General features: G+C 57.7%; 13 protein-coding genes. 6 read left to right on the forward strand and 7 right to left on the reverse strand.

Translation table 11 applies throughout. The annotated features are described in order from the left end of the window. The 4 genes from CUN63_RS31695 to CUN63_RS13120 all read left to right on the forward strand — a co-directional run. On the forward strand, window positions 1-251 hold a 251-nt coding region (locus CUN63_RS31695; RefSeq protein WP_165353222.1), incomplete at its 5' end, for a transposase domain-containing protein. A 261-nt stretch (window positions 252-512) separates the two neighbouring features. Continuing rightward, window positions 513-1,019 carry a hypothetical protein gene (locus CUN63_RS13110; RefSeq protein ID WP_129439966.1) on the forward strand — a complete coding sequence of 169 codons (507 nt, stop codon included), beginning with the start codon at window positions 513-515 and terminating at the stop codon, window positions 1,017-1,019. Window positions 1,020-1,174: 155 nt separating this feature from the next. After that, complete coding sequence (locus CUN63_RS13115) at window positions 1,175-2,173, forward strand: hypothetical protein (protein ID WP_165353252.1); 999 nt, start codon at window positions 1,175-1,177, stop codon at window positions 2,171-2,173. A gap of 81 nt (window positions 2,174-2,254) precedes the next feature. After that, window positions 2,255-2,656 (forward strand): hypothetical protein, encoded by a 402-nt coding sequence (locus CUN63_RS13120; RefSeq protein WP_129439968.1) that lies wholly within the window; start codon window positions 2,255-2,257, stop codon window positions 2,654-2,656. Between the two features lie 55 nt (window positions 2,657-2,711). On the opposite strand, the gene CUN63_RS13125 is transcribed toward CUN63_RS13120, so the two are convergent. Then, window positions 2,712-3,095: a DUF6124 family protein gene (locus CUN63_RS13125; protein ID WP_129439970.1), complete on the reverse strand. Its 384-nt coding sequence runs from the start codon at window positions 3,093-3,095 to the stop codon at window positions 2,712-2,714. A gap of 501 nt (window positions 3,096-3,596) precedes the next feature. On the opposite strand from CUN63_RS13125, the gene CUN63_RS13130 reads away from it, so the two are divergent. Beyond that, window positions 3,597-3,983 (forward strand): SCP2 sterol-binding domain-containing protein, encoded by a 387-nt coding sequence (locus CUN63_RS13130; protein WP_129439972.1) that lies wholly within the window; start codon window positions 3,597-3,599, stop codon window positions 3,981-3,983. A gap of 159 nt (window positions 3,984-4,142) precedes the next feature. Further along, window positions 4,143-5,498 (forward strand): hypothetical protein, encoded by a 1,356-nt coding sequence (locus CUN63_RS13135; RefSeq protein ID WP_129439974.1) that lies wholly within the window; start codon window positions 4,143-4,145, stop codon window positions 5,496-5,498. A gap of 96 nt (window positions 5,499-5,594) precedes the next feature. Here CUN63_RS13135 and CUN63_RS13140 read toward each other — a convergent pair whose 3' ends face one another. From CUN63_RS13140 to exbB, 6 genes are all read right to left on the reverse strand, one after another. Continuing rightward, window positions 5,595-6,995: an aminoacyl-tRNA deacylase and HDOD domain-containing protein gene (locus CUN63_RS13140; RefSeq protein WP_008150120.1), complete on the reverse strand. Its 1,401-nt coding sequence runs from the start codon at window positions 6,993-6,995 to the stop codon at window positions 5,595-5,597. A 78-nt stretch (window positions 6,996-7,073) separates the two neighbouring features. Continuing rightward, window positions 7,074-9,149, reverse strand: a complete 2,076-nt coding sequence (recG, locus tag CUN63_RS13145) for an ATP-dependent DNA helicase RecG (protein ID WP_129439976.1) — start codon at window positions 9,147-9,149, stop codon at window positions 7,074-7,076. Window positions 9,150-9,158: 9 nt separating this feature from the next. Beyond that, window positions 9,159-10,088, reverse strand: a complete 930-nt coding sequence (locus CUN63_RS13150; RefSeq protein ID WP_008150125.1) for a hydrogen peroxide-inducible genes activator — start codon at window positions 10,086-10,088, stop codon at window positions 9,159-9,161. A 279-nt stretch (window positions 10,089-10,367) separates the two neighbouring features. Beyond that, window positions 10,368-11,117: an energy transducer TonB gene (locus CUN63_RS13155; RefSeq protein ID WP_129439978.1), complete on the reverse strand. Its 750-nt coding sequence runs from the start codon at window positions 11,115-11,117 to the stop codon at window positions 10,368-10,370. After that, complete coding sequence (gene exbD, locus CUN63_RS13160; protein ID WP_129439980.1) at window positions 11,114-11,542, reverse strand: TonB system transport protein ExbD; 429 nt, start codon at window positions 11,540-11,542, stop codon at window positions 11,114-11,116. The genes CUN63_RS13155 and exbD overlap by 4 nt, the downstream gene beginning before the upstream one ends. Window positions 11,543-11,548: 6 nt before the next feature. Then, window positions 11,549-12,532 (reverse strand): tonB-system energizer ExbB, encoded by a 984-nt coding sequence (gene exbB, locus CUN63_RS13165; protein WP_129439981.1) that lies wholly within the window; start codon window positions 12,530-12,532, stop codon window positions 11,549-11,551. Window positions 12,533-12,545: the final 13 nt, after the last annotated feature.

Raw genomic sequence — 12,545 nt, forward strand, 5'->3', positions numbered from 1 at the left:
TCGACAACAACGCGGCGGAGCGCGCGATAAAGCCGTTTGTAATCGGGCGCAAGGCATGGCTGTTCAGCGACACGCCCAAGGGTGCCACCGCCAGTGCGCAGATCTACAGTTTGGTCGAGACCGCCAAGGTCAACGGCCAGGAGCCTTATACGTGGCTGCGCCACGTACTGGAAAGACTACCGCAGGCACAATCGGTTGGGGACTACGAAGCCTTGCTGCCATGGAACTGCTCGCCAGAGATGCCACGGTAAACGACTGCCTCATCTTGAGGTAGGTGTAGTTCGTGGATCGGTTACGTTCCGGAGGGCGCGGATGATTACGAAAAAAGTCGGAACAAGGGGTTGTTGCCGACCCTGCGTGATTGGAGTCCCGGCGAGACGTTGGTGCACCGGCTTTTGAAGTTGGCGAATTAGGACAAAAGGGGACGGGTTTATTTAATTGACTTCACCGTTTTGTGGGGCGTTCATCAGTAAACAAATGCGCCTCCTTTTTGCAATTAAGAGGCAGAAACAGTGATTAAGGTCGCGGCTTTGTATTTGTTGCCCTCGTTTTTGCTGGCGTACGCTGGAGAGGATCTAATTGTTGAAAGCAATGGTTGTGTGATGAAGGTAAAAGATTTCGCTGGTTTCTCATCTGGGAAAACTAGTGAAGGCGAGACCCTTGTTAAATACAAATATAAAGACGGTAGGGTGCGGGATATCAAGGTCGGCTGCGAAGATATGACTCTGGCGGATGCAATAGCTGGCGATTATGTGCAAGAGAAAGTTGGATTGAAAGTTGGAACTGGATCGCATCCGCTATCAAAAGCAAGACTGTACTCTGGTAGCAATTGGTCTGGAGTAGAGGGCGTATATTTTTTAGGTGCCGTCTGTTTTACCACATCATTTGAGGCGGGCAAGAATCATGTTTTTTTTATAGAGACATGTGGCGAGGAAAAGGACACGAATGAGGTGAGGAGAAGCTTTCTGTCGTTGCTTAAACACGCTGAGACTTATTACGTTGAACCTGGTAATAAATAACAGTTAGACAGAGGGGTAAATTTGTTTTTGTAGTTGGGGATAAAATAAGTCTGTGGCCTTTGTTTCTGGAAATGCGGCACACCTGAATCAAACTGAAAAAATTGCAGGCGCAAGTCTTTTAAGAATGATCCGTTCGTGGATCAACAGGGAAGTAAATGGAAGTGGCCAGATTTTTTAGTTGTGTGTGCGTAGTTGTATCAATCATCGGTTTTTCGTCACAACCAGCGTTAGCCAAAGACCTGCAAACCATCGAGCAGATGCACCCGCCGGTGGTGGCTTCAGTGGGTGAGCAGAAGATCACGGTATTGTTCTTGAAGAACACACTTAAAGGCCAGACGAAAGGCGCGTACGTGCCCGATGGTGAGGTTTTCTACGCGACGATGAGTGCTACGAAGCCAAAACTCACTTATGTGGCGCCCGTCAATGGCGAACAGATAGCTTCGGTGTTCTTCTTCGAGCGAAAATTCCCTGAACGAGCGGGGAAGTCCTTGTATGTGCTGACGAAAAACAAAGAGTCGAACAGTGGCTTCGAAGGCTATTCCTATTCGACGCTTGAGTTGCCGCTCATCAAGGACGGCGATCAGTTGTCTTTGGGGTTCTTTCGCGGTGACCTGCCAGATCCTGAGATGCAGAACTGCCGCGATGGGCGAAATCTGGAAGCGGGCGTAGATGTTGAATGTGCTTACAAGGATGCGGCGAGTATTAAAAAGCGTCTGGCAGACTTGGATGCAAAGATTATTGCGGATTCAAAACTGGAACATAGCATCAGCCAGGAGACGCGCAAAACCGGTGGTGACGCGGCCAATGTTGCTTGTCCCTCGAACGAGTTTTCAGCGTTCCTCGCAGCCTTTTCCGAGCGCGTAGACGTGCAAAAAACGTTCGTTCAACAGCCACTTCAATTAGTCACGACCGTGGCGGGAGATCCCGAGCCTGAGATGGAAAAGCGCAACGTCAGCGGCGATCAGATCAAGTTTCCAATCATCCCGGATCGCGTGAAACGAGAGGCCGGCGGTCTTACGTTGACCGTCAAGGAAGAGCAGGGCAACAACGCCACGGCGATCTTGCAGAAGCCGGATACCGATTATGTCTTCGAGTATCAGTTTGTTCGTGGGCAATGTTGGCGGCTTGCAGAGGTCTCGGATTTTTCACTTTAGACATGCGGTAAGCGCTACTGAGAGCACGTCAACGTTCTCAAAAAAATGAGATCAGAGGGATTTGTGAAGAGGTTATTTTTAATGCTGTTGTTGGTATTGCCGCTGACGGCCCGCAGTGAGATCACAACACAGGTTTCTTGTTTCCGTTCGCTGGAAGGCAAAAACAATTTCGAATTCAGAACCTATTACGACTCGGCCACCAAATGGAGCGGCGCGGGGGTTAGGTATAGCAAGTCGAAGAAGGCCATTCCTCTTGTCTATCGGAACACTGAGGAAGAGGTCATGACGGAGGGCGGGCCTTATCAGTTCACGACGACTTGGGTGGAGGTTTCTGACGGTGTGGTGACGGGGGATTATGAAAGGGCGACTCAGGGGGCTCGGGTAAACTCGATGTACTACTCGAATTACAAATCCGGTAAGAAGTATTCGTTCGATCAAGATATCAGCATGGAGGCGTCACCAGAGACAGGCTGTCAGTGGTGAGTCGAGATCATCGAGAAAGGGGACTCAACGTCCCCTTTTTCTTTCTGTGGTTCCTTTATGCCTTCGCCCGATGCTCCGCCGGATTCGGCGAATCAATGTGATCCAGCGCTCGTTCCACTAACAGATGTACACCGTCCGCCATCCTGCTGAGTGCTAGGGCGACTGATCGGCGTGAGCCTTCCACACCGTCGGCCAGGTCAGCGGCGATGGCGCTGATAGATAGCAGGTCTTCCGAGGCGTTGGCCAGGAGGGTTTCGGTGTGGAGGTCGGGAGCGACGATGAAGAGGTAGCCTTTGCGACGTTTTTGTTTTTCGTCGGGAGGTGGCGCGAAGTGATGGTCGAGGGCGCGTTCGGCGGCTTCGTGGAGCTTTTTGGAATCGAAGGATTCGTAGGGGGATGTGTCTTCGTGTTCTGGAGGATTGGGTGTTGGCTTGATCATTGGTATGTCCCGATATGTGTTTTGGATGTGGCTGTCTCCTCTTCGCTTGCATTCGAATAAGGGTGGCAGCCGTGCGCAGGTGTGCAAGACCGGGCATATCGGACCCCGGCAGACCCCAAAGGGACCTCCCACGCACAGCCGCCATAAAGCATTTACAGCGAGCATGAAAACGCTCGATGTTCGGTTTGGCGATTGTGCGGCGATATGTACCGGACTTGCACGTCCGTGTCACCGTTTTTGCGGTAACGAACAAAGACTATCGGTGAAGCCTAAGGCTGCCTAGTTCACGAACAGCACCACGGGTTGAAGGAAATATCCGATGGATTCGAGCGTAGAAAGATCAAAATATCTTCGCTTTTAAACAGCTGGTTTCGTCAATGACTTGGTAGTCATCAGCGTCAAAAAGATCTGTATCTTCTTCTAACGCAACCAGATAGTGGCGTTCTTGCTTGAAGCCGCTACACTGCGCCGGCCGTTCATTTTCCTTTTGAGGCTGTGCGCATGAAATTTCGTTTTCTTCTGTGGATGCTGGGTTTGTTGATGGGTAAGGCCAGTCGGACTAATCCTGCATTTCAGCAGCAATTGAGTGACAAGGAATTGGTGTTTCAGCTACAGACCCTGGACGGGAAAGTGGCGCGGCATTTCTTTGTGAAGGATCAGCGCATCACCAGCAAGTCCGGCGTGTATGCCGAGCCGGCGTTTGCGATTGCCTTTAAAGATGCGGCGTATGGCTTTGCCACGATGCAGGCGAAGAACAAGCAGTTGGCGTTTATGACGGGGATTCAGGACAAGTCGATTCAGATCAAGGGCAACCCGGCGCTGGTGATGTGGTTCCAGGGGTTGACCAAGTATTTGAAGCCACGGAAGAAGCCTGCGACCGCTCGTTGATCAAATTGATGTCCGCTGACGTTAAGGCTTAAAGGGTCAGCGCTTTGGCCTGAAAAGACAATAGAACTGTCATTTCTTACAGGTGCTGAGCGTTGGGGTTAACTGCTCCAATGAAGTTCGAATCCGAAACGAATTCATCACTATCGACGGAGCAAGGCCATGACTCAGATTCAATCAGCGGCGCGACCAGGCACTCTTGACCCAAGCTTTGGCGAGAAGGGAGTGCTCAAGCTGTCAATCCCCGGTGCTTCCGGAAAACTTCCAAGTGCTGTCCTGGCGTTACCCGACAATAAGTTACTTGTGGTCATTCAGTCCCAGACGCCCAAGATTTTTGTCTCGGTGGCAAAGCTGAATGCAGATGGGACCCCTGATGATCAGTTTGGCGTTGGAGGGGTTGTTAACGTGATTTTGCCCGATCACGAAATGGAGATCCTGCGTGGCTTCACTCCATTGGCCGACGGCGGATGGCTGATCAGCGGTCAGTATCGGCAAGGCATGGTGGTCTTGCGTCAACGCAAAGATGGCAAACTGGCAGATAACTTCGGTGAGGGCGGCGTACTGCTTTTACCCAACAGACCTGGGAGCGATTCCGAGTGGTCGGATACCAAGGGTATTGAAGCTCATCGGCATGGCGAAAATAGCGCTGAGCAAGCCCCCAAGGCCATGATGAGTGGCGCAGTTGCTTCTTTGGCTGAGGATCCGGATGGAAAAATCATTCTGGCCAAATACCACTGGGATGCTTCGGGTAATTCTGGACAGGCTGTGCTTCGACTAAATGCCGATGGTTCTCCCGACAAGAGTTTTAATGGGACAGGCTTTGCGTACATCGATCTGGGAGGTATCACAACTAACTACATTACCATCGTTGCTGTCGCAGTTCAGGCGAACGGCCGAGTATTGGTGTGCGGCAATTTCCAAAGCGAAACCGATCCGCTGGTTGCCTTTGTGACGCGTTTTGACGCGCAGGGACGAGTCGATCCTGAGTTTAATCGCGGCCGGCCCTTGATTTTGTCTCCTGCCAATATGCTCTGGACTGAGCTTCGTGCAATTAAGGTCAATGAGAGCGATGGCAGAATTGTCGCAGTGGGCCGAGCAATCCGGGAGGATATGCAAAACACAGGACTGATTGTTGTTCTAAACGCTAGCGGCTCTTTCAACCGTGTCTTCAATGAAGGGCAGCCATTGTTCTCCAATATGTTGCCTCAGGGACTCAGTTGGGACAAATGCGCCTTGCAGGCGAATGGAGCATTCATCGTCAGCGGGAGTGGTGGTGACGGCCATGTGAGTAAAGATCTCTGTGCCGTGACTGCGCGATATCTTCCTGATGGTTCGCTGGATGCGGATTTTAACGACGGTGATGGCTATAGCGTTTTCCTGGAAGAGGGCTTGTTTACGGCGACTCAGGACATGACGGTCATGGGCGATGGTCGGATCGTATTGTGTGGCAACTACTGGGTGGATGCTGAACCTTGGCCCGACGTGATTGGCGGTTGGGTTTTGCGCTATCTTGCGTGAGTTATTCAGTTAGACCGAGCTGGATTCATCGCGAGCAGGCTCGCTCCCACAGGGATCACCTAAATCCTGTGGGAGCGAGCCTGCTCCCGAATGCTTTTACGCCTGGGTGAATTGCGAAGCCAGTTCGCGCAGCAGCACTTCAGCCTCAAGCACTTTGCTGACGACGTCGTTGGCTTTGTCGCGAGTCAGGCCAACACGCTCCAACAACGCATCCGGAATGTCTTCATCCGGACCAGAGCCAATCCCGCGACTACGCAGCAATCGCACAGCCAGGCACACGAGGTTTGGGTACTCGGCGTAATCGCCGTCGTAGCCCGGGTCGTGCTGGAAGCGCAGCGCGGTGGCCAGCTCTTCGGGCATGTCCCAGTAGCGCATCAGCCACGAGCCGATCTGTTCACGGCTGATGCCCAGCAAGTGTTGCTCGACGTAGCTGTGGCACAGGTGCGGGTTGACCTCCAGGTGGCGGCAGATCAGCGAGAAGTGCGGCGGGAACACATGGGCCAGCAGTAAGTAACCGAAGTTGTGCAGCAGGCCGGCGAGGTAGGTCAGGCCGGCTTCCGGGCGCTGGGCGCGCGGCATGGCGCGGGTCAGGCCTTCGATGACGGCGGCGGTGTAGATCGATTGCTGCCAGTACGGCGTGGTGTGTTGTGGGTGGTCTTTGGGCAGGCTCAGGGTTTTGCCCAGGGCCAGGCCCAGCGCCAGGTTGATCACCAGGTCGAAACCCAGGACCCGCACGATCGCGTCTTCTACTGAACGAATCTTGCCCGGCGAGGCGTAGTACGGCGACGCCGCCCAGCTCACGACTTGTGCGGCCAGGGCCGGGTCGGTTTCGACGACGCCGGTGATGTCGTCGATGGTGGCGTTGGGGTCGACGCGCAGTTTGATGATTTTCTGCGCGGTCTCGGCCAGCGGCGGAATTTCGATGGTCTCTTCCAGACGCTGCTGGATGCGCCGCGCGGTGAACGCTTGAACGGCCTGGGTGATTTCCTCGCGGTCATCGTGAGGGCGGTCGAGGTTTGGGCGAATGCTGGTCAGCGCTTCGCCGAAGTTGGCGGCGCTGGCCTTGGTCAGCATGGTCTTGAAGTCTTCACTGGTGACTTCCAGCAGCACGCCGGGCTCGCCCGAGTTGATCAGCAACTTCGGCTCGCGCAGCAGGCTCTCTTCATACAGGCACGGTGAACTGGTGAGCGCCGGCATACCGGGCAGCAGGCTCAGGTTGTGTTTACCGAGCATTTTTACCAGCCGTTCAGTCGACACGGCGGTGAGGCGGCGGCCCGTCAATTCGGCGAGGCTATTGAGGTCCAGCAATTGGCTCTGCGGGAACAGCACCATGAGCGTGCCCACGGCGTCATCGAGCAGAACAGCCTGCACTTTGCGTGCGGCGTTCAGGCCGTGATGGTCGAGGACTTCTTCGTACGCAATACCCAGTTTGCCCAGCATCAGCCGAATAACCGACGGAGCGTGCGGGGTGGCAGGTGCGAGGGCAACTTCGGTCATGGTCTGTATCCGTTTTAAAACAATGGCAGGAGTATAACCAGCTTGCTCAGAACGGTGGTTCAGAAACTGCGACGGTGCTCACACTTGGCCGTATTGCTGCCCATGACGTAGCCAGCGGTCGAGCAGCGGGCTGACGTGATCCGGCCAGCGTTCCAGCAGCGCCTGGGCGGCGTCGCGCACGGCGGGCAGCAGATCGGCGTCGCGCATCAGGTCGGCGACCTTGAATTGCAGCAGGCCGGTCTGGCGCGTACCGAGCATTTCGCCGGGGCCGCGCAGCTCAAGGTCTTTTTCGGCGATGACAAACCCGTCGTTGGTTTCGCGCATGATGCCCAAACGCTGACGACCGATCTGTGACAGCGGCGGATGGTAGAGCAGCACGCAATGGCTGGCCGCACTGCCTCGACCGACTCGACCGCGCAACTGGTGCAATTGCGCAAGCCCGAGGCGTTCGGGGTTTTCGATGATCATCAGGCTGGCGTTGGGCACGTCGACGCCGACTTCAATCACCGTGGTGGCGACCAGCAGTTGCAGGTTGCCGGCCTTGAATTCGGCCATGACCGCGGCTTTTTCGACGGGCTTCATGCGACCGTGGATCAGCCCGACCTTCAACTCGCCGAGTGCGGCGGTGAGGTCTTCGTAAGTGGTTTCGGCAGCCTGGCAAGTCAGCTCTTCCGACTCTTCGATCAGCGTGCACACCCAATAGGCCTGGCGCCCTTCAGCGCAGGCGCCGCGCACCCGTTCGATGACTTCGACGCGCCGGGTATCGGTGATCAGCACGGTGTTCACCGGGGTCCGGCCAGGCGGTAGTTCGTCGAGGATCGAGGTGTCGAGGTCGGCGTAGGCGCTCATGGCCAGCGTCCGGGGAATCGGTGTCGCGGTCATGATCAGCTGGTGCGGGCACATCCGCCCGCCGACACCTTTCTGCCGCAACGCCAGCCGCTGTTGCACGCCGAAGCGGTGCTGTTCGTCGATGATCGCCAGTGCGAGGTTTTTGAACTGCACTTCGTCCTGGAACAACGCGTGGGTGCCGACCACCATTGGTGTGCCACTGGCGATCTGCTCCAGTGCGGCCACACGGTTCTTGCCTTTGAGCTTGCCGGCCAGCCACGCCACTTCAATGCCCAGCGGTTCGAGCCAGCGTTTGAAGGTGATGAAGTGCTGCTCGGCGAGGATTTCGGTGGGCGCCATCAGCGCGACTTGATAACCGGCCTCCAAGGCCTGGAGTGCAGCGAGGGCAGCGACCACGGTTTTACCCGCGCCGACGTCGCCCTGAATCAACCGCAACATGGGCTCGTGCTGACTGAGGTCGTAGGCGATTTCGTTGCCGACCCGTTGCTGAGCGCCGGTCGGAGTGAAACCGAGGTTGGCTAGATACTGGGCCGGCAGCCGGGTGGCTTTCGGCATTGCCGGCGCGCGCAGGGAACGCATGCTCTCGCGCAGGCGCTGCTGGGATAGTTGATGGGTCAGCAGTTCTTCGAAGGCCAGGCGGTGCTGCGCCCAGTGATGACCGAGGGCGAGTTCGTCGACGTCGGCATCGGCCGGCGGGTGGTGCAGGTAGCGGATCGCATCGGCCAGCGGCGCCAGTTGATAGTCCCGCGCCAGTTCGGTCGGCAGCCAGTCGGGCAGGCTGGTAGGGCCGAGCATCGTCAGGGTTTGCATGCACAACTGGCGCAAGCGCTGTTGAGTCAGGCCTTCAGTGAGCGGGTAAACCGGGGTCAGGGTTTCGTCCACCGGCGGCGGCTCGTCGCCGGTGATTGCGCGGTATTCCGGGTGATAGATTTCCAGCCCCGACGCACCGGGCCGTGCTTCGCCGTAGCAGCGAATGCGCGTGCCGCGTTTGAGGCCTTCTTTCTGGGCGTTGCTGAAATGGTAGAAGCGCAGGCTGAGCCCGCCGGTGCCGTCCTGCAGGCGCACCACCAGGCTGCGGCGGCGACCCATGACCACATCGGCGCCGCTGACGGTGCCTTCGATAACGGCGTCTTGCCCCGGTCGCAAATGGCCGATCGGGACGACACGCGTGCGGTCCTGATAGCGCAGGGGCAGGTGGAACAGCACATCCTGGAGATTCTCCAGGCCGACCTTGGCCAACTTCTCGGCCATGGCTTCGCCGACACCCTTGAGTGCCGTCACCGACACTTGCGACAACTCGGTCATGGCAGCGACTTAGGCCGCAACCACCGGTGCTTGTGGCTTGGCCACCGAGCACAGGCGAATGGAGTCAGCGAGGATTTCAATCGCTTTCGGCCGCGGGAAGCTCGCGCGCCAGGCAATGGCCACGGTGCGGAACGGCACCGGAGGCGTCAGTGGGCGCACTTCGATCACGCCGGGAGCATAGTGATGACTGTCGACCGCCGACAGCGGCAGGATCGAGATGCCGAGGCCGGACGCAACCATGTGGCGGATGGTTTCCAGGGAACTGGATTCCACCGTGGTGTGCTTGGCGCCGTCGTTGCCTTTGGCCAGGGTCGGGCAGGCTTCCAGCACTTGATCACGGAAACAATGGCCTTCGCCGAGCAGCAGCAGGCTCTTGTCGTTGAGCAGCGCGGCGTCGATGGATTCTTTTTGGGTCCACGGGTGCTGGGCCGGCATCAGGACGTAGAACGGTTCGTCGTAGAGCTGGAGGGTCAGCACGTCGGCTTCGTTGAACGGCAGGGCAATGATGATCGCGTCGAGCTCGCCGTTGCGCAGTTTGTCGCGCAGCACGTGGGTGAAGTTTTCTTCGATGTACAACGGCATCTGCGGGGCGACCCGGTGCAGTTGTGGAATCAGGTGCGGAAACAGGTACGGGCCGACGGTGTAGATCGCGCCGACTTTCAGCGGCGCGGTCAGCTGGTTCTTGCCGGCCTGGGCCAGTTCGCGGATGCCTTGGGCCTGTTCCAGCACTTTCTGCGCCTGGGCGACAATGCCTTCACCGACCGGGGTCAGGCGCACGGCACTCTTGCTGCGCTCGAAAATCAGCACACCGAGTTCGTCTTCAAGCTTTTTCACGCCCACCGACAGGGTCGGCTGGCTGACATGGCAACGCTCGGCCGCGTGGCCGAAGTGCTGCTCTTGGGCGAGGGTAACGATGTAGCGTAATTCTGTAAGAGTCATAGCAAGCGTCCATGAAGTTGCGAGCCAAGCATACCGGCTGCAATCGATAGACGCACGTTATCAGACTGAGTGCGTTGAGTGACACAGGGCAAAGCAGGTTTGCCGCTGGCGGATATGCAAAAGGCACCTTTCGGGTGCCTTATCGCCGCTATTTCTGTCGCTGAGGATCCCCTGTGGGAGCGGGCTTGCTCGCGAAGACGCTGTGTCAGTCAAAGTTGATGTCGACTGTCACACCGCTTTCGCGAGCAAGCCCGCTCCCACATGGGGATCTGCTGTGTTTTAGCGCCGGCGTTTTTCCAGCGAGTAAACAAACGGCGCAACGATTTCGATGGCGCCATTGGTCAACATGTCGGCCGGTGGCTTTGGCAGCGGCTGGGCGCGGCGGATCATTTCCAGGGTGGCCCGGTCCAGATCGGTGTTACCGGAAGCGGTCACCAGTTCGAACGACAACACGTTACCTTCGGCATCTACCACGAAGCGCAGACGGTTCATGCCTTCCTTGTTCCGCGCCTGCGCACTGGCCGGGTACTTCTTGTACTTGGCCAAGTGAGCGAGCAGGGTGCCTTGCCAGCTGGCCTTGGCCGCTTGCTGCGCCGGTGATGGGCCCGGTGCCGGCTGAGCGGATTTCTCTGTTGGCGCCTGAGTCGGTTGCGCGTCGCTCGGTTTTTCCTCGGACGGCTTCTCTTTAGGCGGTTCCGGCTTTTTCTCCACAGGCTTGGGCGGTTGAGGCTTTGGCTTTGGTTTGACCGGTTTCGGCACGGCGATCTCGGCCTTTGGCGCTTCAGCCAGCTTCGGTATCGGCAGTTCTTCCACCGGAGCGGGTGGCTGTGGCGGCGTTATGACCTTCGGCGGTGCCGGCGGTGGCGGGGCCGGAACCGGCGCCAACTCGACCATCATCGCCTGTGGCGGCAGCTCGATCGGGGGGCGCGACGTCCAGTTCAGCACCAGCGCAATGGCCAGCGCATGGACGCCCAGCACCACGGCTAGGCTCCCGCTATAACGCGTCAGCTTTTGGCGCGTCGTGATCATTTCTTGACTGCCGTCTCGAGTCCGACCAGACCCACCTTCAGGTAACCGGCAGAGCGCAGGTTGTCCATCACGCTCATCAGGTCGCCGTAATCCACGCCTTTATCGGCCTGGAAGAAGATCGTCGTGTCTTTCTTGCCTTTGGTCTTGGCGTCGAGGGTGGCACCGAGTGCTTCGGCCTTCACTTCGTCTTCGCCAAGGAACAGGCGTTGATCAGCCTTGACGCTGAGGAACACCGGTTTCTCTGGCCGTGGCGCCGGTTTGGCGCTGGAGGCCGGCAGGTCGACCTTGATGTCCACGGTGGCGAGCGGGGCCGCCACCATGAAGATGATCAACAGCACCAGCATCACGTCGATGAACGGTGTGACGTTGATTTCGTGGTTCTCGGCCAGATCGTCATCTGCGCCTTCTTTCAAATGCAAGCCCATGGCTAATTACCCTACTTTGACCATGTGGGGTTGCGCGGATCGCTCGGTGGTCGGCAGGTGATCGAGGTCGCGGCTGACCAGCAGCAGGACTTCAGCCGAGGCATCGGATACTTGCGCCTTGTAACCGGCAATGGAGCGGGCAAAGACGTTGTAGATCACTACGGCTGGAATCGCTGCAACCAGGCCCAACGCGGTGGCCAGCAGGGCTTCGGCGATGCCGGGAGCCACGACGGCGAGGTTGGTGGTCTGGGTTTTGGCGATACCGATGAAGCTGTTCATGATGCCCCACACGGTACCGAACAGGCCGACGAACGGCGCGGTGGAGCCGATGGTGGCGAGCACGCCGGTGCCGCTGCTCATGTTGCGACCGCAGGCAGCGACCAGGCGCTCAAGACGGAAGGCGACGCGTTCCTTGATGCCTTCTTTCTCGCGGCTGTTGACCGACAAACGCATCTCTTCCAGGGCGTCATGCACCAGCAAATTGGCGAGGGTGCCTTGCTTGGTGGCTGTCGCACTGGCTTCTTTAAGGGTGGTGGCTTTTTTCAGGTGGACGATTTCGGTGCGCAGACGACGCTTGGCGCCCATCAGCTCGAAGCCTTTGGCGATCCAGATGGTCCAGGTGATGATCGAGGCGATGGCCAGACCAATCATCACGATTTTCACGATGATGTCGGCGTTCTGGTACATGCCCCATGGGGACAGGTCGTGGGCCATGCCCAGAGTGTTGTCGGCTTCGAGGACTTCCGGAACGTCTTCGGCGGTGGTGTCTACGGCTTGGGCCGGGTCGGTCGCAGCTGGGGTAACATGATCGGCTGGAGCTGGAGCTGGAGCTGGAGCTGGAGCAGCAGTGGCGGCAGCCGGAGTGGCTGGCACTTGTGCGTCAGCGAAAGCGGCGGTCGGCGCCAGCATCAGGCTGAGCAGCAGGGCGGCCACCGCGCTCCAGGCGCGAGGTCGTTTGGTTGGCGAAGCGGGGAATTGATTGGGTGTCATGCTGGCCGGACCT

Origin of the sequence: Pseudomonas sp. ACM7 (assembly GCF_004136015.1) — a bacterium.
In the GTDB taxonomy this organism is placed as follows: Bacteria; Pseudomonadota; Gammaproteobacteria; order Pseudomonadales; family Pseudomonadaceae; genus Aquipseudomonas; species Aquipseudomonas frigoris.

What these genes read in the sequence shown, in the direction of transcription:
- CUN63_RS13115 (WP_165353252.1), top strand. Translation starts at nt 1,175, where the DNA reads ATGGAAGTGGCCAGATTTTTTAGTTGTGTGTGCGTAGTTGTATCAATC.
- CUN63_RS13120 (WP_129439968.1), top strand. Translation starts at nt 2,255, where the DNA reads ATGCTGTTGTTGGTATTGCCGCTGACGGCCCGCAGTGAGATCACAACA.
- CUN63_RS13125 (WP_129439970.1), bottom strand. Translation starts at nt 3,095, where the DNA reads ATGATCAAGCCAACACCCAATCCTCCAGAACACGAAGACACATCCCCC.
- CUN63_RS13130 (WP_129439972.1), top strand. Translation starts at nt 3,597, where the DNA reads ATGAAATTTCGTTTTCTTCTGTGGATGCTGGGTTTGTTGATGGGTAAG.
- CUN63_RS13135 (WP_129439974.1), top strand. Translation starts at nt 4,143, where the DNA reads ATGACTCAGATTCAATCAGCGGCGCGACCAGGCACTCTTGACCCAAGC.
- CUN63_RS13140 (WP_008150120.1), bottom strand. Translation starts at nt 6,995, where the DNA reads ATGACCGAAGTTGCCCTCGCACCTGCCACCCCGCACGCTCCGTCGGTT.
- recG (WP_129439976.1), bottom strand. Translation starts at nt 9,149, where the DNA reads ATGACCGAGTTGTCGCAAGTGTCGGTGACGGCACTCAAGGGTGTCGGC.
- CUN63_RS13150 (WP_008150125.1), bottom strand. Translation starts at nt 10,088, where the DNA reads ATGACTCTTACAGAATTACGCTACATCGTTACCCTCGCCCAAGAGCAG.
- CUN63_RS13155 (WP_129439978.1), bottom strand. Translation starts at nt 11,117, where the DNA reads ATGATCACGACGCGCCAAAAGCTGACGCGTTATAGCGGGAGCCTAGCC.
- exbD (WP_129439980.1), bottom strand. Translation starts at nt 11,542, where the DNA reads ATGGGCTTGCATTTGAAAGAAGGCGCAGATGACGATCTGGCCGAGAAC.
- exbB (WP_129439981.1), bottom strand. Translation starts at nt 12,532, where the DNA reads ATGACACCCAATCAATTCCCCGCTTCGCCAACCAAACGACCTCGCGCC.